The sequence below is a fragment of the Bradyrhizobium sp. NBAIM18 genome, assembly GCF_020193825.1.
GTDB classification, from domain to species: domain Bacteria; phylum Pseudomonadota; class Alphaproteobacteria; order Rhizobiales; family Xanthobacteraceae; genus Bradyrhizobium; species Bradyrhizobium yuanmingense.
The window spans coordinates 1-16,685 of the sequence record NZ_JADYVO010000002.1 but is presented as its reverse complement, the minus strand read 5'-3'; the positions used below and the strand labels follow the sequence as shown (position 1 = coordinate 16,685).

Sequence of the window (16,685 nt, the reverse complement as noted above, 5' to 3'; positions counted from 1 at the left end):
GATGTCAGCTCGCAAGCTGGAATTGGCTGAGCCTGTCGTCGTGGATCGGTTCTTCTCGAACCGCCGTAAGGACGTGATCACCACGACACTGCAGACTTACAAGGGGCACGCGCTCGTCGATGTGCGAAAGCACGTGCACGACAAGGAAGGGAAGATCTATCCCACTGCCAAGGGCATCACCATGAAGGTGACGCGCCTGCCCGACCTTTCAAACGCAATCGCCCGGGCCGTGGAAAAGGCGCGCGAGCTCGGCCTACTCGACGGCGAGGATGCCGAATGAGCGGCCCAGCCAAAACAACCGCCACTGTTGTGGACCTCGTGGAGGTTCTGCGCGAGCTCGCCGACAGCAAGGCATATCGCTACGCGCATCATCAGATTGAATTGCCGGATGCGGCGGACGAGCTTCAGCACTTCGCTGATCGCACCGGGCTTGCGGCCGATCAAGACCTTGTACAGCGAGTGATTGCCGTACCATTCGCGTGGGTACGAGCGCTCAATGATAACGAGCGGCCCGGTGCCATTGAGCCCGAGCAGGTTGCTCCTTTCGATGATGCCCGGCAGCTTGTGCGCGCGTGGGAATTAGAAGACCCAAGGGACAGGTGGAAACACACGGGCGAGTTGCCGCCAGCGCCGGCGGAGAAGCCGAAAACGCCGAATGTCTACAAGCCTGACGATAGCACGATCGATGCATTCTTCTACCTCGTTCGGTTAGGCGATCCTGAGCGCCTGCGTGCCTGGTTGGATGATCATCGGCGCGACGCACCCCATCTTCTCGAACTTCTAAAGGCCACCCAATGAACGCGCATGCGAATAAAGCGATGGCGTTGCAGTTGTTGGCCGACATGGGCCTCGATCAGCGTACGACCGTGGTTGCCGAAGTCTCGGAACACCGCGAGGACGTTCCGCGCCCGCCGGCTTTCACAGATGAAGCACTCGCATTGCGCTTCGCCCGGGAGCACCAGAGCGATCTACGCTTCGTGTCCGCGTGGGGCAAGTGGATGATTTGGGACGGTCGAAAGTGGGCCGCCGATGAAACGCTCGCTGGCTTCGACTATGCCAGGTCTATCTGTCGCGCTGCCGCCGCCGAATGCAACAAGCCCAAGGTTGCTGTCAATCTGGCAAGCGCCAAGACCGTCGCCGCCGTTGAGCGGCTGGCGAAGTCGGACAGGGCGATCGCGGCCACCACGGCGCAGTGGGACGTCGACCCTTGGCTGCTCAACACGCCGGAATGCGTGATTGATCTCCGGTCCGGCGCTCGTCGCCCGCATCGGGCTGACGACTACTTCACCAGCATCACCTCTGTATCTCCGGGAGGCGCCTGTCCTATTTTCCGGCACTTCCTGGCAAGGATCACCGACGGCGATGCGGAGCTCCAAGGCTTTTTGCAGCGCGTTGCGGGCTATGCATTGACGGGCTCGACCAGCGCCCAGGCGCTGTTTTTCTGCTACGGCACCGGCGGGAACGGGAAGGGCGTCTTCATCAACGCGATCTCCGGCATCCTCCAGGACTACCACCGGACCTCACCGATCGAGACCTTCACTGCATCGTCCTTCGCCCAGCATCCGACCGAGCTCGCGGGCCTCCGCGGTGCCCGCCTAGTGACGGCCAATGAAACCGAAGAGAACCGGCGGTGGGCCGAGGCCCGGATCAAGGCGCTTACCGGTGGTGACAAGATTTCGGCCCGGTTCATGCGACAGGACTTCTTCGAGTTCACCCCGCAGTTCAAACTGCTGATCGCCGGCAACCACAAGCCGGGCTTGCGTTCGGTCGATGAGGCGATCAAGCGACGCTTCCACCTGATCCCTTTCACCGTCACCATCCCGCCGGCAGAGCGCGACCCAGACCTCTCCGACAAGATCAGGAAGGAATGGCCCGGCATCCTGTCCTGGATGGTTGAGGGCTGCCTCGAGTGGCAGCGCATTGGATTGGTGCCCCCAGAGGCGGTGACCAAGGCGACCGCTGAATACCTCAGCGCTGAGGATACGGTGGGCAGCTGGATCGACGACCGATGCAGGCGCGATCCGAACGCATGGACGTCGTCAACAGCGCTGTACAGCGACTGGAAGGCCTGGGCCGATGCTTCGAGCGAGCCGGCGGGCAGCACCAAGACGTTCACACAGAAGCTGGTCGACCGTGGTTTCAGTCCGCATCGGCTGAACTCCGGCCGCGGGTTCTATGGGCTTCGCTTGCTCTCCGACCTGCCCGACAACACCGCGGAGTACGGCCAGTGACGCATGTGACACCAGATTGGTTTATCCACGTTACGCGCGCGCGCGGGACGGCGATAAGTAGGTTTCCCGTCACATGCGTCACCGGCTTGTGCGAAAGGGGGCTCAAGACAGCTGCTCAAGGGCAACAGAGGCGTAACGGGAAAGCCGGCACCGCTCGGCCCCTCATTATGCGACCACGTGGCCAAGAGAGTAACGCGTTACGGTCAGACCCACGCTACCCACTCCGACAAGGTGGAGAAGGACAACGAGAGAGCCTGCAAACGCGCGCATTTCCTGCGTCGTGTCCAACGCACGTCCAATATCCGCCGTTCGGGGAAGGGATTTATAGGCGCAGCGAAGGAATGCGCGCGCGCGTGGCGCGATCGGCTGTCGACGGCGCAAATATCCATGGAACACCACGAAAAGACCCGGCGGGGGGTGGGTGGCAGGAAAATCCCGAGCCCTTCGCAGATTTCATATCCCCGTTCTCTTTCGCGGCCCGGCCCGGAAAACTCCGGAGCGGTCGTAGACAATGACATCGAAGTTCATTCACAGCATGCCGGAGCTGATAGCCGCACTGCGCGATCGCCGCGACGAGCTGAACATCAGCCACGAGACCATCGACAGCATCTCGGGCATGCAATCCGGCTACACCTCCAAGCTGCTCGCGCCCAAGCCGATCAAGAATTTGGGCCCGGTGTCGTTTAGCTCGCTTCTGGGCGCGCTCGGGCTGGCGGTGCTGGTTGTCGAGGATCCGCAGGCTGCCGCGCGTGTTCGTCATCTTTGGCAGCCCCGAAAACGTCCGCATCGCCCGGAGAAAGTCGGTGCGTTGATCACTGATCGAAGTCCACCGATGTTGGCGTCAACAGATGGAGATGCCGATGTCGCAGAAACCCCTGCTGAGCCTCAGGCCGCGAGCTGACCTTGCGGACGCGATCCGCGCTGCTGCCGAGGCAGAGCGCCGGCCGATCAGCCAGTTCCTTGCCAACCTGGTCGAGGACGCGCTGGCCGCGCGGAAGCGAGCCAATGAGCAGCGTTCCGAAGCAGCGTGAGGTGGATCATGACAGCGCTTGGCCTGAGCAGCGGCAACGCGTCCGCGAAGATCAACAAGACCAGCAATCGCTCGGAAAGCTTAGCCGAGAAGCTCGACGGCGCCCTTGCCATCCTTGCGGCACTCGAAACCGAGGGTGCCGATCTTACCCTAGCGGCGGTCGAGCGGCGGTTTGGCGCGACCGAAAAATTGACCGAGCATCGTGCCAAGATCGCGGCCGCCAGGACCGCGGTGGAAGAACTTCGCGCAGCGCAGGTGCGGGCGCAGGAAATTGAACGCATGGCGGCATCCGCCCGGGTGCTCGAGTTGCGCAGCACGAACATGGATCAGCTGCTCGCCGGCATCAGTGCGAAGGGCTGCTGCACAGGATGCTCCGCGGCTGAGTGCATGATCGGGCCCGGCGTTGGGCGGTGCTGCCATCCGAACAAGGGTGGCCTGCCGTACGAGTATTTCAACGACCCGGTTCTCCGCGGTCTGCAGCACGGCGCGCGCGCCGCAATCCAGGCGCTCGAGCGGGGTGACGACGAAGGCGAAGAACAGGGAGAAGCCGCATGAGCAGCTGGGGAAGTCCGGGCGCAACGCTCGGTGAAATGATCGTGTCGCATGCGACCGCGGCGCCGCCTCCGGCACCCGCGGCACCGCCGCCTCCTGAAATCCCGGCCACCAGTGCGGAAGCGGCCGCGCGGCTGAGCGCACTGAAGGCGGACCCGGGTTGGCGGGAAGAGTATCTGGGTGGCAATCCCCGTCACGCTAAGGAAATGCGCGACCTGCAGGCCAAGATCGATAGCGGAGGTGCTCCGGAGGTCGACATGGCGATGGCCGGCTTGCTTGACGATGCGCCGTTTCAGTCAACCGGTCGCCTCCAGATGATCGGCGCGACTGAGATGTTTCGGGATCTCGGCATCCGGGACGAAGTGATCCGCGAGACGCTGACCAATCGCGAGGTCACGCCTCAGGAGCACGAGGCCGTTGCCCGGCTGAAGGCTGAGCGGATGCGCGATCAGGCCTGGGTCAAGGAGCTCTTAGCGGGCAATGGGCAGCACAGGCGCGACCTTATGCTGATGGATATCGTTCTCACGTCGCCCGTCAAGGCCGCATGAGGAGATAGAAATGGCCGATCACTACATCGCGTTGAACCGCGGCGTTCAGGGTTTCAAGCAGAGCGACTTCACCACCGGGACGGCATCGAGCGCTGCGTCCGGCATTGAGCTGCGCATTCTCGACGGCGCCGGCTGGACCAAGAAGGACGCGGTCCTCGCGTTGGAAGCCTTCGAGCGCTTCCTGGAGACAGCGCCTTGGGTGGCTGCCGCCGGTGTCGACGTCAAACTTTGAGAGCTTCAGGGGGTAAGTCGATGAAAGGCCGGAATATTCTGCTCGCAGCGACGCTAGCCGCGGTTTGGCCCGTTGCAGCGATGGCGCAGACGTATAACACGTTGCCGCCGAACAGCGTTGTTGCCAACACCCTGAATTACACCAATCCCGCTCACGCGCTCCCATTCTCGGAGCTTCTCAAAATCCTCAATCTCTACAGCCTGACCAAGGTCGGGGATGCCGACTACGTGATGGGCAATACGGATCGCGTCGTTGCCACGGACAAGCTGGTCTCATGGTTTGACCCTCACACGTGGACTCTTCCCCGCGCCGCGGATTTCAACCCTGGCCAGCCGCTCTACGTCATCGATCTCGGATCGAAGATCACCGCCGACAAGCCGCTTACTATCGTGAGGAATTCCACCGGGGGGGACGACAGGATCAACGGCGGCATTTCGCCGGTCGTCATCAACGTCGCAAGCGGCGCCTTCGTGTTCATCTCCGACGGCTATAGCAATTGGTTTGCGCACTCGCTGGTGTCGCCCAGCACCGCGCCGGACGGGACCATCAGGTCCAACATTTCCGGCATCACCTCGACCCTGGACGATAACCCAATTTCCGCGGTGCTGGACAAGCTGCTCGGCACGACGCACGGCAGCGTGGTTTATCGTGGGGCTTCATCCTGGTCGGCTCTTAGCCCCGGCACGCTGGGGCAGCTTCTGTCGTCCGGTGGCGCGGGTGCAAATCCGTCGTGGATCACCGCGAACGGGACAGGAACGGTCACCAGCGTCATGTGCTTTGGTTCGGCGATCACCACGATCGGCACCTGCGCGACGGCTGCGACCAAGTCAGATCAGCAGACGGCCACCAGCACAACCGCAGTGGTCACGCCCTCTCAGCAGCAGAGCCATCCGAGCGCGGCCAAGGCGTGGGTTCGCTTCACAGGTGTAAGCGGAGCGATAAGCCAAGCCTACAACGTCGCAAGCGTGACGCGCTCGTCGGCAGGATCTTACACTCTGAACTTCTCGACCGCGTTTGCGAACACGACCTATACATGCGTCGGAAACATCGAGGACACCGCCAGCAACGGAATCATCAAGGGCGCTTCAAGCGGGCGTTCAGGGAGCGCGAACCCGATTTTCGCGGTGAACCTGGCCGGAACGACCTACGATCCTGCCACCGTGGAAGTCGCATGTTTCGGCACGCAGTGATGTGGATCGGTGCAGCGACACGATCTTCAGTTCATGCGTGGCGACGGACGACGCCTGCTACTCAATAGTCGTCGCGGTAGTAGCGGTGTCGCCACCGTGGACGGTACTCTTCCCTGTAGTATCGACGCGGCCGATCGTAATCGTAGCCTTGGCGCGCTGCTTGATACTGCCGCGGGATGGCGCCATTCGGATAGCACCGGCCATAGACGTCGATGTCATAGCCGTGACTGCACGGCCCTTCGCGAACCTGAACCAGGTTCGGCGTTTCGCCTTCGATTGCCGCTGGTGTCGCGAGCTGGAGCGCAAGGACTGCAGCAGCTGCTGCGCTGGCTAGGGGCATGTTTGGTTCCTCCCATTGGGTTTGTAGGAGCTAAACGCCACAAGCCCGCGCGGTTTCCCGGAAAGAGGATGAATTTCGCAGCCGGCCCGGCGCAGCATTCACCGTCTATTCATCTACGGCGCCAGGGCATCGGTTTAGTGGGGCAGGAGCCTCGTCTCTTCACCCACTAGAGCGCAATCCACACCCCCGCCAATCCCTGAGGGTGGTTTGATCAGAGATGCTGTCTCCGCTGCAGCTTCGATCAAGTTGACGCCGGCTTTACGCGCGTCTTCGACACTCACGTTAGCAATGCTTCTCTTGTCCCTGATCGTCTCAATACTTCCATCGAGGAATTGACGCCCGATCCCATTGCGCACGTTGGTCACGAAGTATTCGTTCTCACCAAACAGGATGATATCGGGGACGTCATCAAGGGTGAACTGGCGCACTGGCAAGGGTTGCAGCTGAAAGAGCACAGGACCGGTGAAGTTCACCCAAAACTGCCATACCCGTGAAACGCGGCTCTCAGGGTCGAAGCTCGCAACGACGATTGTGGTAACGTATTGCTGCCCGAAGAAGGGCTGGAGCTCGCCACCTTCGATATAGCGCCGAATCTCAGCAAAGATCGCGTCAGCCAACTGCTGGCCATCTACATTGATCAATGGTTCCGTGTGTGTATCGACAAAGTCGACAGTCATCCGCCCGAAATCTATGGGCGCTGGGGTTCTGCGCAGCGTTTCGCAAAGCTCCTCATCCGCAATCCCGGACGTATCTCGCATGGTGGCCATGCCGGTAATAAAAACGGCCGTGCCCTTCGGTTTGGGTACTAAGATTTTTCGGACGCCATCGCAGTAGATACCTCGCGGGGTTGTGCGACGATCGGCGGCAACGACGAGCCCCGCACTGGTCGGGATCGCGATAACAAGAGTACCGCGAACAGCGGAAAACCCATCAGCCATTGCATGCACCCCGGACAGAAGAAAAAGCAAACCAGTGAAAAGCTTGTCGATCATTGGCCGATCAACTTCATGAAATGAAAGAGCTTCCGCGAGCAGGACCGGCCTCCCGCTACGATTTTTCCCGCAACCGCAGGGCGAGCGCAAGAAAGCATGTCGGTGGATTGACACTTCATCGCCCTTGCGTCGTCGCGACTCAGGCGCGCCCTTCCGCAGCGCGATTCTGCGCTTAGCGGAGAGTGCCCATGTCCCCATTACGTTTCCTTACAGATGCGGAGGCCGACGCAATTCTCCAAGCCGTCAAGGAGGACGGCTGCACGTTGAGGGAAATCACGACGAACCAAAGGCGGCCGAAGCTGACCAGCAAAGAAGCTCTCGGGAGGCGCTGCACCTCGCATCCCGAGTGGGGGCAAGAGGTGATGGCGCTCTTGGCTCGTAACGCAGAGACCGCAAAGCTTCGCAAGCTAAAGGCAGCGGGCGTGCTCCAGAAGCGAGCGATGACCCACTGCAAACGCGGACACGAGTTCAACGAGACAAATACCCGATATCGCCCCAGCACGGACGGCACCGGACTGTTCTGGCGCCAGTGCAAAATCTGCGAGCGCGATCGTCAACAAAACACGGCTCCTCTCATGAAGCCAGAACAGCTGAAGCGCGTGAAGGAAGCCCTGAGGCGCAAGATACCGTCTAGCCAGTTCGCGCAGGGGTATGCAGTCGGCCGACCTCGCGATGCTAAGGCGGACAAGCGATTAAAGCTTGTAGATATCGTTACGTACTATCGACAGCGGCGGCTTGATCCTGAGTTTGATCAATGTGTGCGTGAATCCCTTGAGGGCGAGGTCGAGCGGAGAGCCCGGCGTAGGATCAACAAGAACAGCGAGGAGGTGTATCGGCAAGTCCGCAAAATTCTGCCGAGCTACATCCCGGATGAAATCAAATACGAGATTGCTGGCATGGTCATAGAAGCTTGGCTTCAACACCGTCACAGAGGCAAATATTTTGCGAAGCGAGACGTGCCGAAGGTGCTGAAAGCCTTTCTGGCCGACTACAACCGAATGTTCCCGACGAAGTTTCGCAAGTTCGGCGACAGCCTACTCGTTTCACTGGATGAGCAGGTTTTCGACGACGGCGCTGCCACCCGCGGAGACAGCGTGAGTCGCGGCCTCTGGGACGACTGACGGGCCAAAGCGCCCCCGGAAGGGGATGTTCCTTATGGATTTCTCAACGCAAATCAGGTCTGATGCTCGGCGGAGCGTGAGAACTCCCGCCAAAGGCCCTTGCCGGGGCCCGTTTGGCACCAGGGCGATGGCAGGGCGATCCTTGCCGGGATCAACTGTCGCCATCGATTAGGACGCGCTGGTTAGCCGCCAGCGTGAACGGCACCACTATGCCGGGAGAGCGGCGGCTATACAAGACCCGAAAGGGAAAGGCCGTCGCGCATCGTCTCTGGCGATGTTCTCACCCTCCCGGCGCCAGTGCTGACCGCTGGCATCCGGCCGTGAGAGGCCGGTTTTGATCCAGAGCACCACCATGTCCAACGTCGTCACATTCCCGGGGCGCAATCCCGCGCGCCTGGGCAATCCATCGTTCAGGTACCAGCCGGCGCCACTGCCGGCTGAAAACGTCCGGTCCGTCGAGATCCGCGTCGAGCGCGGCCGGCGCCGATCGGCGGCCAGCATGCACACCTACGTCTTCCGCAGCTATGACCTGATCCTGGCCTCGGACGAGGCCGAGCTGGTTCGCGATGTGCGCTGCGATGCGGCCAAGGCGGCGAGCAAGCTCAAGTCGATCCGCGAGCAGATCCAGCGCGATCGGGAGCATGCGGCCGCCCGGGAGGACCTTTTGACCAAGGCAGAGGCCAGGCTTGCCGCGGCGCTTGCTGTGGTCTCCAGCACCTGTGCGGAGGGCTGAGCCATGGCCAAGGCAAAGCAGAAGCCTGTCACCCGCACGGGCATCACGCGGCGTCGCAACGCCGCCAAGCGTCGGCGGGCGCGCCTCCGGACACCGTTGGGGCGACTCGACGCCGACGGCGCGTCGTCAGCGCAGAACATCAACCGGCGCCTGTTGTGGCTCGCGATCGAATGGGGACTGGAGCGAGCTCCGAAGGTCGGTCCAGCGCCCAGCGCTGAGCTGTGCGACTACTGCCGGAAGCACGGGATCAACTTCGACTGGATGCTCGACGGCGATCTAAAGGGCCTTCAGGCCATGATGGACGCTCGGCGCGGCAGAGTGGCTGCGGCCAAGCCGGACGCGCTCAGAGCGAAGCTGGCGTGCCTCTCCGACGCGCAGAGGGAAGCTGTGCGCAGGCTGGTCGAGGAGCTTGGCAGATGAAGCGCCGGCGCCGAAGACACAGGAAGCGCGACCGGCAAAGGCTGATGACGCATCGCCGCGGGATCAGACGGTAAGGGCGAGGGCCCGCCGGTCAGGCTGGCGGGCCTATCCATATTGATCATGCGCCGTGTTGATTTCGCCCTGCAGTTGCGGTTGGATGGAAGCAACATTTCTGCTGGGGGGGAATTCTCGATGCGCGTTGTCGCTATCTTGGCGCTTAGCTTGTCTTTGGGCGGATGCCTCACTAACGAGCAACTTATTGCGGAGCGAAATGCCAAAGACGATCAGAAATGTCAGGGCTATGGGGCCCGGCCTGGCACTGATGCCTACGTAAATTGTCGCGCTCAGTTGGACAGCGCGCGCACGACGGCAATAGCCATCGACAACGCGACTCCGGCCCAAACGACCGTAGTCGTGCAACCCTCTGATGTGCCGAGACCCATGCCCTCGACAGTCCCGGGACAGCGCTGCACGTCGCGCGGGCCATTTTGCTGATTCTTTTGATATCCCGAATTTCGCTTGCTCCGTCGGGCAAAACAGGAGTTTATAGGGCGCTGGCTCCAAGCAAGAGAGGACCAGCGCAATGGCCGACGAAGTCGAGACTTCCGATTTGTCCAAGATCGCCAAGCTGAACGGAGATTTTCGAAGGAACTACGGACGCCTGCTCGGGGCGTTCCTATATCTCCGGTCAATCAGCGCCGCCGGCGGCCGCTCTGCGTTTTGGATCGCAGCCGCTTCCGCGGCCTTGGCGTGGTTCTCGAGGCACGGTTTTGGATGGTTGGCTGGCAGCTGACATTGCGCGCATCCTCATCAAGGCCGGACCATTGAGGTCCGTCCAAGCGTTGATGCAGCGCGCTGGTGACAGCCGCAAACGTAGTGCACCGGAATTCTCCGAAAACACGTCTTGAAATCCGCACCCTCCCGTCCCTCGTCTTGGGCAAGTCCGCGGTGGGGAGCAGGAAGAAGTCCATGAGCCGTCCATCGCGCGCAAGGCGGACGATCAGGACTAGATCCGATTTCTTGTACTTGAGCCGCTGCATCTCCCAGCGGGGCACCGACGACGGGTAATGTTCGCCGTCGGACACCACCCGCGCCAGGGTGACCGAGATCGTCACGCTGCTACTGATGGTAAGCAGACGCAGCTCTTGCAGGAACGTGATGCTGCGCCGACGTCGTTCCACCTCGTTGATGACATCCCGCGCGACGGCCGCGATAAGGCGGTCTGCCTTGGCCGCCGTCTCCTGAAAGCAGTAACGGGGCTTGGGTTCGAAGCCAACGCGCCTGAACGCCTCCGCCAACGACCCGAAACGCTGAGTGTACGTCTTGCTGTGGGGAATGCCTTTTGTTGTCATCATCAGTTTCAGCGATAGGTGACCGTGCTTGCGGTACAGAGCGCGAAGCCGGTCAAGCATTTGTGCATCGGTCAGGACGCGCCCACACTCGACCTCCGCGAGCCGACGCTGCGCCTTCGCGAAGAGCCGTGGCGTTATCAGCGGCTTGAATGCGTTGTCCCGGCGAATCCACATCTCCGGCGGGTTGATGACCTGTTTCTCGCCGAGCTTCTGGGAGCGCCGGTTAAAGACCAGGTGCCCGGCGTAGGCCTCGTTCTTCAGGGTGTTGCTGATGGTCAGCGAGGTCCACGGCTTGCCGCGCGCATTGGGAATGCCGTCCGCGTTGAGCTCGCCGGCGATTTGGGTGCGGCTTTTCATCCCGTCGACAAACGCCCTGAAGATGCGGCGTACGACCTTCTGCTCGGACGCGGGGCCGGGCACGAGCACCGTGCGCTGGCTTTTGAGGTTCTTGCGTTCCCCATACTCGAGGACGTCTTTGGGCTTGCCGTTCTCGTCCAGCAGCATGCGCCGCAACCCGTATCCGGCGGGGCCGCCGCGCCAGTAGCCCAAGGTTACGACATGGGACTGCCCAAGGAAAACCTTCTTGGAGAGCTGCTTGCTGTAATCGGCGGCAGCCACCCGCTTGATGTTCTTGAGGACGATCGACGCCAAGCTGCCGTCGTTCTCGAACTCGTCGGCGCAGTAATGGACGCGGACGCCGGCGCGCTTGCAGATGAACTCGTAATAGGCGCTTTCATCGACGTCCTGAAATCGTCCCCACCGGGTGATGTCGTACACCAGCACGCAATCAAAATCGGCTCGGCCGAGCTGGACGTCACGGATCAGACCCTGCAGCCCGTCGCGTCCTCGAATGCGGAGCCCGCTCCGGCCGGCATCGGCATAGGTGCGCACAATGGTGATGTGCCGCCGGGCCGCGTGTGCGGCGATCGCCGCCATCTGGTTCTCGATCGAGTACTTTTGGGCGTCCGTCGACATGCGGACGTATTGCGCCGCGCGAAGCGCGAGGCTGCACTTCTCTGGGCCCGATGCCTCGCGCAGGATGAGCGAGTTAGCCATCGACGGATCATCCGCAGGCCGTGCATTCAAGTAAATTCTACTTTGCCTAGCCGCCGTTGTCGACGGCGAAACCGCCAAGGGCCACGGAAGCCTGGTCGTCGAGAGTCAGGAAGTTCGCGAACTGTGGCGGCCTGCCGCTTTGGAAATCAGGCCTGACATCGGCTCCGCGGTTGCCGCAGCCGGCGCAGACGAAGCGCGGCTCCAAGTCCGAGATGCGAATATCGTCCTTCCAGCGATCGGCGCTCAGAGCGACGTGGTGGCCGCAATGGCAATAGACCAGGATGCCGCGCAGGCCCATCTCGCGCATCTCGCCGAACGTGATCTTGAGCGGCCGGCCGTCGGCGTGCGTCGGCGTGTAGCGTCGGGGAGGGCGATGCATGCCGCGATCAAAGCGGCATCGTGAGCACCTCGCAAATTATCAATTCCTTGGGCCTCGGAGCGCGCGCGAGCTACTGCCCGTCGTGGGTATCGATGCCTGGCAATGATTACTCGTCGTTGTCTCCGGCTAGGAAGCGATCCGCGGCTCGATCCACCTCGGTTTGAGGTATGCGGGGTCGTGGCGCCTTCTTTCGCGCGCCAATCAACGCCTTCGCGGTGCCACCTTCCGCTTTCGCTTGCTCGACGTTCAACGACAGAAAACCCTCGACGGTGAGGTGCCGCCAATAATGGTGATCGGTTTTGTCTTGAATGAGGATTGGCGTTTTGCTGCTGACGTCGATGCTGACTTGCACAAGTGGCATCTGCTCGACTTCCTTCAGCATGAAGTGAAGCTCCAGCGCGCGCCGGTCTGCATCTCTCACTGGCACAAACCGCTTTCCCACGGAGCCCCTCGCGCGCTTTCCTTCATTAAGTTTATGGCGTGCTGATGCTGTTGAAAAGCAAAAGCCCGCCGTGACGGCGGGCTCCTGCATCGTCGGATCTCAATAAGCGCTTACGCCGCCCTCTTGATCTCGCTGCCATGCAAACGCACGTTGTCGTTGGCAGCCAGCTTCCGAGCAGCCATGTATGCGCGCGCGCGGTCATCATCTTCGAACAAGGTCTCACCGATCTCGGTGCAGATGGCCTCAATGGCCGACGCAAGCGAGACGAACTGCTGATCGTTCAGCGCGAACAGCGGCTTCAGGTGTGCGTCGAAGACGTGCTTAAAGCCTTTCAGCTTGAAGCCGACCGGGATGATCTTGGTCTCGTCATAGATCAGCGTGAGGAAGTCATCCACGCGGTGGTAGATAACGAAGTTGTCCTCACGGACATACTCCACGCAGTCCGAGTCCTCGAAATAAACAGCCGCCGGGATATACCCGCCAGCGGCCTGCTGGGGTGTATTTGTCATTGTCATAGCCTCATATCCCGCCAAAGGAGTCTCGCGTAGCGTGTTCCATGATCGACTGGCACCATCGGGTCGAGGGGGTCGCTGGAAACGAACTCTAAACGCGTGATTACACCATTTAGTTGCGATTCAGCCTCAAGTAAAGGGTGCTGAGGCCGCACCTGCACAGTCAGCACAGTGTTTTTCGGCAACGTGACCGCGCGCGCAACGCAGACCATGTCAGTCTGGTAGGCCAGGGTTACCTTTGGGTTAATGACGTACACTAGGACAGAGTCGCCGTCGCGTTCGTCGTCATGCGGACGTTTCAAGCCTTGATAAAGCGCAACGCTATTGGTCAACGTCGTCACCGTCGGCGCCGGCGCCGACGAAGCAAGGCGACTGATGTTGTTGATCGGTGGAAGCTGCCCCACGACATGGGTCCAAAGCTGGAGAATCGGTGTCGCGCGTCGGATGTTCGCGTTCTTCTGAACGAACTCCGGTGAAATCCGATACCACGCCTTGTCCTTGCGGTTCAGCGCGGGCCCGGAGACGTCGGGAAATTTAAGCCAGTCACTCATAGAAACCTGCTGTAGCAAAAGCTTCATCAAACACAACCCCGCGTATACCAGACGAAAGGATGATTCGGGCGCCGGGTGTGCTCTTGACGCCCGGAAACCGCGGAGTCCGATTGGCATATGGGGGCAGCATCAGCACGACATCGACGAACTGGGGGCTGTCTGATTACGCTGGCGGACCCACGCGGCACCCCGGCGCCACCCAGGCGTCAATCGAGTAGCACGACGGCGGATCCGCCTCAGGCTTGCTAGTCTCGGGCTGCGGAATAAGCAGGCCGCAAAGAACCGCTAGCGCCGCCATAGCCCCGACCATCGCTAAGGCGATCTTGTCGAGCTTCGTGAAACCGGGGCGGCGATCGATCCCCGCGTCCACCGACGTTCGTGCGCGTTTATTGGCCACGCGTTGGACACGGCGGCAAGCAAAGTTGGTAAGTGATTGATTTTGCTGGCGCTCCCTAGCGGAATCGAACCGCTCTCTCCACCGTGAAAGGGTGGCGTCCTAACCGATAGACGAAGGGAGCAAACGCAGGGCCCTGCCGATTGTCCCGGCACGGCCGCTGGCCGGCCGAACAGGGCCCGGCGGCTTGCAGCGGGCGAACGTATAGTGGCCTTTGCGCTCCCGGGCAAGCCGTTCGGGAACGGTCTTTCGGGCCCGGTGGATAGCCCCGAGGCGCGGGATCATTCGGAGGCGATTTCAACGGTTTGTTAGCGTTCCCTGCGTAGCGCTGGACGGGGAGATTTTGCCGATGCCACCGCCGAAGAAGCGCGCAGCCCGCAAACTGCTGTCGCAGCACGCTTGGATCACGCTGGACGGCGGCTTCGCCGCGCGGCACTGCCTGGTCCAGGACATCTCCGATTCGGGCGCCAGGATCACCCTCGACGAGGACGCGAGCCAGCTTCCCGGCGTGATCCGGATGGCCTTCGCACGCGATGCACGCACCGGGCGGAGCTGCCAGGTGGTCTGGCGCCGCGGCAAGTCGGCCGGCGTCAGGTTCCTCTAGCCGCGGCCGCCGATGGCGCGCGGGTCCGGTCCGGGCTACAAGGCGGCGATGCGCACGCAGCTCCTCATCCTGCTCTCCTTGCTGGCCACGTCCGCGACCGCGGCGGAGGGCCTGCGCCTGCCGCCTGCCGAGCCGCCGCAGACCGGCAAGGCGCTGCCGCTGAACGGCAGCACGGCCGGCAAGGCGAGGGCAGGCGCCTGCGCCGCCTACGGCCCGGGCTTCGCGATGGCCGAGGGCACCGGGACCTGCGTCAAGCTCGGTGGCTCGACCAGCGTCGACGCTGGCATCCGGCGCTGAAGCCCATGCCCGCGGATCTGGTGCGGCTCGACATCATCGTCCCCGTGCTGATGTATTGCGCGCTGCTGTGGTGGGTCGGCCGCGGCCTCAGCTGGACCGCGCGGCTGGCAACGGCTGCCGTGACTCTGGTGCTGATCGTCGTCGTGCTGCTGGTCGAGCGCGGCTGGCGCTAAAGCCTGAAACAAAACCGCGAAAACAACCCCATGCACAGTAGCCGTCAAGGGCGGCCGTGACGCCGCGGGAAGCGCGCCGGAACGAGGATTCCCCGCGCAGTTGCCGCAGCTTAACCCGCGCCAGGTGCTCACGACATCGGCGGTGCGACGAATTGCGCAAATCCCGGCCGCTTGCCGAGCTCGGCGAGCCAGCGGGTGAGGTGCGGCTGTGCCGGCCGGCTGATGCCCTCGACCCCGAGCCAGCGCCGCGCATAGGATCCGACCGCGATGTCGGCGAGCGTGAAGGCATCGCCATCGATGAAGGGGCGCGTGGCGAGCAGGCGGTCGGCGATGGCCCAGACCTCGGCGGCAGCATCGGCATCGCGCTGTACCTGGATCATGTCGCGCTCGGCGGGCGCGGTGCGCACGATGCCCCAGAACACCGGGCGGTCGACCGGCTGCACCGTCGACAGCGTCCAGTCGAGCCAGCGGTCGACCGATGCGCGCTGCTTCGGCGCCTCGGGATAGAGCGGCCTGCCGCGGCCATGCGTGAGGCAGAGATAGCGCATGATCGAGTTGGACTCCCACAGCACGAAGTCGCCCTCGACCAGCGTCGGAATCCGCGCGTTGGGATTCATCGCCAGATAATCGGCCTCGCGCGTCTTGCCGTATTGCATGCCGGCATCGATGCGCTCGTAGGCGAGGCCGAGCTCGGTGCAGCACCACAGCACCTTCTGCACGTTGACCGAATTGGCGCGGCCCCAGATCGTCGGCTTGGTATCGGCCATGAAGCGTCTCCCCGCATTGTGGCTGGCTGCGGGTGATAGCGGAATTCGGCGCGCCGAGCGATGCGCGATTGCATCGTGCCCCTCATGCAAAAAGCTCCGCACGCGGCGGAGCTTTCCTTGCAAAGTCAACTGACGCTCAGCGGCCGAAGAACAGCCACAACAGAATGATCACCGGGATCGGCACGCCAAGCATCCAAAGCAACAGCCCTCTCGCCATCGCATCCTCCTCCAAATCGGTTTCGTGAAAGGAGAACGCCGGGCGAGGGGCCTTGTTCCGGCCGGCGCCGGTTACCAATGGCCGGTGTTCGGCATCGAGGCCCAGGGCTCCTGCGGCGGCTTCGGATCGCCCTTCTGCAGCAGCTCGATCGAGTGCAGGTCCGGCGAGCGGACGAAGGCCATGTTGCCGTCGCGCGGCGGACGGTTGATGGTGACGCCGGCCTTCATCAGCTTCTCGCAGGTGGCGTAGATGTCGTCGACCTCGTAGGCGAGATGGCCGAAGAAGCGATCCTCGCCATACTTCTCCTCGTCCCAATTGTAGGTGAGCTCGACCAGCGGCGCCCCGCGCGTCGGCGGTTGCTTTTTCAACGCCTCGAGATCGTCCGCCGAGCACAGGAACACCAGCGTGAACCGCCCCTTGTCGTTCTCGATCCGCCGCACCTCCTTCAAGCCGAAAGCATCAACATAGAATTTCAGCGCGACATCGAGATTGCGCACGCGCAGCATGGTGTGGAGGTATCGCATGGGTGGGCTCCCTTGAACCTGTCTCTTA

General features: G+C 62.2%; 23 protein-coding genes and 1 tRNA gene. 14 read left to right on the top strand and 10 right to left on the bottom strand.

Annotated elements, in window-relative coordinates:
• Nucleotide 1 precedes the first annotated feature (1 nt).
• The 8 genes from I6F17_RS04015 to I6F17_RS03980 all read left to right on the top strand — a co-directional run bounded on the left by I6F17_RS04015 (nucleotide 2) and on the right by I6F17_RS03980 (nucleotide 5,783).
• A complete protein-coding gene (locus I6F17_RS04015; protein ID WP_225130406.1) occupies nucleotides 2–280 on the top strand; it encodes a transcriptional coactivator p15/PC4 family protein in 279 nt (92 codons plus the stop codon).
• Complete coding sequence (locus I6F17_RS04010) at nucleotides 277–798, top strand: hypothetical protein (RefSeq protein WP_225130408.1); 522 nt, start codon at nucleotides 277–279, stop codon at nucleotides 796–798. Before I6F17_RS04015 ends, I6F17_RS04010 begins: the two co-directional genes overlap by 4 nt.
• A complete protein-coding gene (locus I6F17_RS04005) occupies nucleotides 795–2,231 on the top strand; it encodes a phage/plasmid primase, P4 family (protein ID WP_225130411.1) in 1,437 nt (478 codons plus the stop codon). Before I6F17_RS04010 ends, I6F17_RS04005 begins: the two co-directional genes overlap by 4 nt.
• A 511-nt stretch (nucleotides 2,232–2,742) precedes the next feature.
• Nucleotides 2,743–3,132 (top strand): hypothetical protein, encoded by a 390-nt coding sequence (locus tag I6F17_RS04000; protein WP_225130413.1) that lies wholly within the window; start codon nucleotides 2,743–2,745, stop codon nucleotides 3,130–3,132.
• Between the two features lie 138 nt (nucleotides 3,133–3,270).
• Complete coding sequence (locus I6F17_RS03995) at nucleotides 3,271–3,816, top strand: hypothetical protein (RefSeq protein WP_225130415.1); 546 nt, start codon at nucleotides 3,271–3,273, stop codon at nucleotides 3,814–3,816.
• Nucleotides 3,813–4,361, top strand: coding sequence for a hypothetical protein (locus tag I6F17_RS03990; protein ID WP_225130416.1), 549 nt, complete (start codon nucleotides 3,813–3,815; stop codon nucleotides 4,359–4,361). The genes I6F17_RS03995 and I6F17_RS03990 overlap by 4 nt, the downstream gene beginning before the upstream one ends.
• 10 nt (nucleotides 4,362–4,371) lie before the next feature.
• On the top strand, nucleotides 4,372–4,593 hold the full coding sequence (locus I6F17_RS03985) for a hypothetical protein (RefSeq protein ID WP_225130417.1): 222 nt from the start codon (nucleotides 4,372–4,374) through the stop codon (nucleotides 4,591–4,593).
• 20 nt (nucleotides 4,594–4,613) lie between these two features.
• Nucleotides 4,614–5,783 (top strand): hypothetical protein, encoded by a 1,170-nt coding sequence (locus I6F17_RS03980; protein WP_225130418.1) that lies wholly within the window; start codon nucleotides 4,614–4,616, stop codon nucleotides 5,781–5,783.
• Nucleotides 5,784–5,844: 61 nt separating this feature from the next.
• Here the strand turns inward: I6F17_RS03980 and I6F17_RS03975 are convergent, their stop codons facing one another.
• Together I6F17_RS03975 and I6F17_RS03970 are read right to left on the bottom strand one after the other, a co-directional pair.
• Entirely contained in the window at nucleotides 5,845–6,123 is a 279-nt protein-coding gene (locus I6F17_RS03975) for a hypothetical protein (RefSeq protein ID WP_225130419.1), read from the bottom strand.
• Nucleotides 6,124–6,257: 134 nt separating this feature from the next.
• The gene (locus I6F17_RS03970) at nucleotides 6,258–7,115 is read right to left on the bottom strand and encodes a hypothetical protein (protein ID WP_225130420.1); all 858 of its coding nucleotides are present in this window, start codon (nucleotides 7,113–7,115) and stop codon (nucleotides 6,258–6,260) included.
• 188 nt (nucleotides 7,116–7,303) lie between these two features.
• Here I6F17_RS03970 and I6F17_RS03965 point away from each other — a divergent pair, with 188 nt between their 5' ends.
• From I6F17_RS03965 to I6F17_RS03955, 3 genes are all read left to right on the top strand, one after another.
• Nucleotides 7,304–8,236: a hypothetical protein gene (locus I6F17_RS03965; protein ID WP_225130421.1), complete on the top strand. Its 933-nt coding sequence runs from the start codon at nucleotides 7,304–7,306 to the stop codon at nucleotides 8,234–8,236.
• Between the two features lie 352 nt (nucleotides 8,237–8,588).
• Nucleotides 8,589–8,969 carry a hypothetical protein gene (locus tag I6F17_RS03960; protein WP_225130422.1) on the top strand — a complete coding sequence of 127 codons (381 nt, stop codon included), beginning with the start codon at nucleotides 8,589–8,591 and terminating at the stop codon, nucleotides 8,967–8,969.
• 3 nt (nucleotides 8,970–8,972) lie between these two features.
• Complete coding sequence (locus tag I6F17_RS03955) at nucleotides 8,973–9,389, top strand: hypothetical protein (protein ID WP_225130423.1); 417 nt, start codon at nucleotides 8,973–8,975, stop codon at nucleotides 9,387–9,389.
• Nucleotides 9,390–10,081: 692 nt separating this feature from the next.
• Here I6F17_RS03955 and I6F17_RS03950 read toward each other — a convergent pair.
• The 6 genes from I6F17_RS03950 to I6F17_RS03925 all read right to left on the bottom strand — a co-directional run bounded on the left by I6F17_RS03950 (nucleotide 10,082) and on the right by I6F17_RS03925 (nucleotide 14,199).
• Nucleotides 10,082–11,797, bottom strand: coding sequence for a recombinase family protein (locus tag I6F17_RS03950; RefSeq protein WP_225130425.1), 1,716 nt, complete (start codon nucleotides 11,795–11,797; stop codon nucleotides 10,082–10,084).
• Between the two features lie 46 nt (nucleotides 11,798–11,843).
• Nucleotides 11,844–12,176 (bottom strand): hypothetical protein, encoded by a 333-nt coding sequence (locus I6F17_RS03945; RefSeq protein ID WP_225130427.1) that lies wholly within the window; start codon nucleotides 12,174–12,176, stop codon nucleotides 11,844–11,846.
• Between the two features lie 106 nt (nucleotides 12,177–12,282).
• Nucleotides 12,283–12,558: a hypothetical protein gene (locus I6F17_RS03940; RefSeq protein WP_225130429.1), complete on the bottom strand. Its 276-nt coding sequence runs from the start codon at nucleotides 12,556–12,558 to the stop codon at nucleotides 12,283–12,285.
• A 170-nt stretch (nucleotides 12,559–12,728) separates the two neighbouring features.
• Complete coding sequence (locus I6F17_RS03935) at nucleotides 12,729–13,127, bottom strand: hypothetical protein (protein ID WP_225130431.1); 399 nt, start codon at nucleotides 13,125–13,127, stop codon at nucleotides 12,729–12,731.
• Nucleotides 13,128–13,129: 2 nt separating this feature from the next.
• Nucleotides 13,130–13,681 carry a hypothetical protein gene (locus I6F17_RS03930; protein ID WP_225130434.1) on the bottom strand — a complete coding sequence of 184 codons (552 nt, stop codon included), beginning with the start codon at nucleotides 13,679–13,681 and terminating at the stop codon, nucleotides 13,130–13,132.
• 443 nt (nucleotides 13,682–14,124) lie between these two features.
• Nucleotides 14,125–14,199, bottom strand: a tRNA-Glu gene (locus I6F17_RS03925).
• 225 nt (nucleotides 14,200–14,424) lie between these two features.
• Between I6F17_RS03925 and I6F17_RS03920 the strand changes: the two genes are divergently transcribed.
• Genes I6F17_RS03920 through I6F17_RS03910 form a run of 3 tightly spaced genes read left to right on the top strand, consistent with a single transcriptional unit; the run spans nucleotide 14,425 to nucleotide 15,149 of the window.
• A complete protein-coding gene (locus I6F17_RS03920) occupies nucleotides 14,425–14,679 on the top strand; it encodes a PilZ domain-containing protein (protein WP_036033409.1) in 255 nt (84 codons plus the stop codon).
• A 48-nt stretch (nucleotides 14,680–14,727) separates the two neighbouring features.
• Nucleotides 14,728–14,976, top strand: a complete 249-nt coding sequence (locus I6F17_RS03915) for a hypothetical protein (RefSeq protein ID WP_225130440.1) — start codon at nucleotides 14,728–14,730, stop codon at nucleotides 14,974–14,976.
• A 5-nt stretch (nucleotides 14,977–14,981) separates the two neighbouring features.
• A complete protein-coding gene (locus I6F17_RS03910; protein WP_036022969.1) occupies nucleotides 14,982–15,149 on the top strand; it encodes a hypothetical protein in 168 nt (55 codons plus the stop codon).
• A 128-nt stretch (nucleotides 15,150–15,277) separates the two neighbouring features.
• Here the strand turns inward: I6F17_RS03910 and I6F17_RS03905 are convergent, their stop codons facing one another.
• Together I6F17_RS03905 and I6F17_RS03900 are read right to left on the bottom strand one after the other, a co-directional pair.
• Nucleotides 15,278–15,916: a glutathione S-transferase gene (locus I6F17_RS03905; protein ID WP_225130436.1), complete on the bottom strand. Its 639-nt coding sequence runs from the start codon at nucleotides 15,914–15,916 to the stop codon at nucleotides 15,278–15,280.
• A gap of 288 nt (nucleotides 15,917–16,204) precedes the next feature.
• Nucleotides 16,205–16,657 carry a VOC family protein gene (locus I6F17_RS03900; RefSeq protein WP_035703627.1) on the bottom strand — a complete coding sequence of 151 codons (453 nt, stop codon included), beginning with the start codon at nucleotides 16,655–16,657 and terminating at the stop codon, nucleotides 16,205–16,207.
• Between the last annotated feature and the right edge of the window lie 28 nt (nucleotides 16,658–16,685).

Excerpts from the sequence above, each read along its gene's own strand:
- I6F17_RS04000 (WP_225130413.1), top strand. The coding sequence starts at position 2,743 with ATGACATCGAAGTTCATTCACAGCATGCCGGAGCTGATAGCCGCACTG.
- I6F17_RS03910 (WP_036022969.1), top strand. The coding sequence starts at position 14,982 with ATGCCCGCGGATCTGGTGCGGCTCGACATCATCGTCCCCGTGCTGATG.
- I6F17_RS03975 (WP_225130419.1), bottom strand. The coding sequence starts at position 6,123 with ATGCCCCTAGCCAGCGCAGCAGCTGCTGCAGTCCTTGCGCTCCAGCTC.
- I6F17_RS03980 (WP_225130418.1), top strand. The coding sequence starts at position 4,614 with ATGAAAGGCCGGAATATTCTGCTCGCAGCGACGCTAGCCGCGGTTTGG.
- I6F17_RS03950 (WP_225130425.1), bottom strand. The coding sequence starts at position 11,797 with ATGGCTAACTCGCTCATCCTGCGCGAGGCATCGGGCCCAGAGAAGTGC.
- I6F17_RS03995 (WP_225130415.1), top strand. The coding sequence starts at position 3,271 with ATGACAGCGCTTGGCCTGAGCAGCGGCAACGCGTCCGCGAAGATCAAC.
- I6F17_RS03935 (WP_225130431.1), bottom strand. The coding sequence starts at position 13,127 with ATGACAAATACACCCCAGCAGGCCGCTGGCGGGTATATCCCGGCGGCT.
- I6F17_RS03930 (WP_225130434.1), bottom strand. The coding sequence starts at position 13,681 with ATGAGTGACTGGCTTAAATTTCCCGACGTCTCCGGGCCCGCGCTGAAC.
- I6F17_RS04015 (WP_225130406.1), top strand. The coding sequence starts at position 2 with ATGTCAGCTCGCAAGCTGGAATTGGCTGAGCCTGTCGTCGTGGATCGG.
- I6F17_RS03990 (WP_225130416.1), top strand. The coding sequence starts at position 3,813 with ATGAGCAGCTGGGGAAGTCCGGGCGCAACGCTCGGTGAAATGATCGTG.
- I6F17_RS03905 (WP_225130436.1), bottom strand. The coding sequence starts at position 15,916 with ATGGCCGATACCAAGCCGACGATCTGGGGCCGCGCCAATTCGGTCAAC.
- I6F17_RS03960 (WP_225130422.1), top strand. The coding sequence starts at position 8,589 with ATGTCCAACGTCGTCACATTCCCGGGGCGCAATCCCGCGCGCCTGGGC.
- I6F17_RS03940 (WP_225130429.1), bottom strand. The coding sequence starts at position 12,558 with ATGCTGAAGGAAGTCGAGCAGATGCCACTTGTGCAAGTCAGCATCGAC.
- I6F17_RS03965 (WP_225130421.1), top strand. The coding sequence starts at position 7,304 with ATGTCCCCATTACGTTTCCTTACAGATGCGGAGGCCGACGCAATTCTC.
- I6F17_RS03970 (WP_225130420.1), bottom strand. The coding sequence starts at position 7,115 with ATGATCGACAAGCTTTTCACTGGTTTGCTTTTTCTTCTGTCCGGGGTG.
- I6F17_RS04005 (WP_225130411.1), top strand. The coding sequence starts at position 795 with ATGAACGCGCATGCGAATAAAGCGATGGCGTTGCAGTTGTTGGCCGAC.
- I6F17_RS03915 (WP_225130440.1), top strand. The coding sequence starts at position 14,728 with ATGCGCACGCAGCTCCTCATCCTGCTCTCCTTGCTGGCCACGTCCGCG.
- I6F17_RS03955 (WP_225130423.1), top strand. The coding sequence starts at position 8,973 with ATGGCCAAGGCAAAGCAGAAGCCTGTCACCCGCACGGGCATCACGCGG.
- I6F17_RS03900 (WP_035703627.1), bottom strand. The coding sequence starts at position 16,657 with ATGCGATACCTCCACACCATGCTGCGCGTGCGCAATCTCGATGTCGCG.
- I6F17_RS04010 (WP_225130408.1), top strand. The coding sequence starts at position 277 with ATGAGCGGCCCAGCCAAAACAACCGCCACTGTTGTGGACCTCGTGGAG.
- I6F17_RS03920 (WP_036033409.1), top strand. The coding sequence starts at position 14,425 with ATGCCACCGCCGAAGAAGCGCGCAGCCCGCAAACTGCTGTCGCAGCAC.
- I6F17_RS03945 (WP_225130427.1), bottom strand. The coding sequence starts at position 12,176 with ATGCATCGCCCTCCCCGACGCTACACGCCGACGCACGCCGACGGCCGG.
- I6F17_RS03985 (WP_225130417.1), top strand. The coding sequence starts at position 4,372 with ATGGCCGATCACTACATCGCGTTGAACCGCGGCGTTCAGGGTTTCAAG.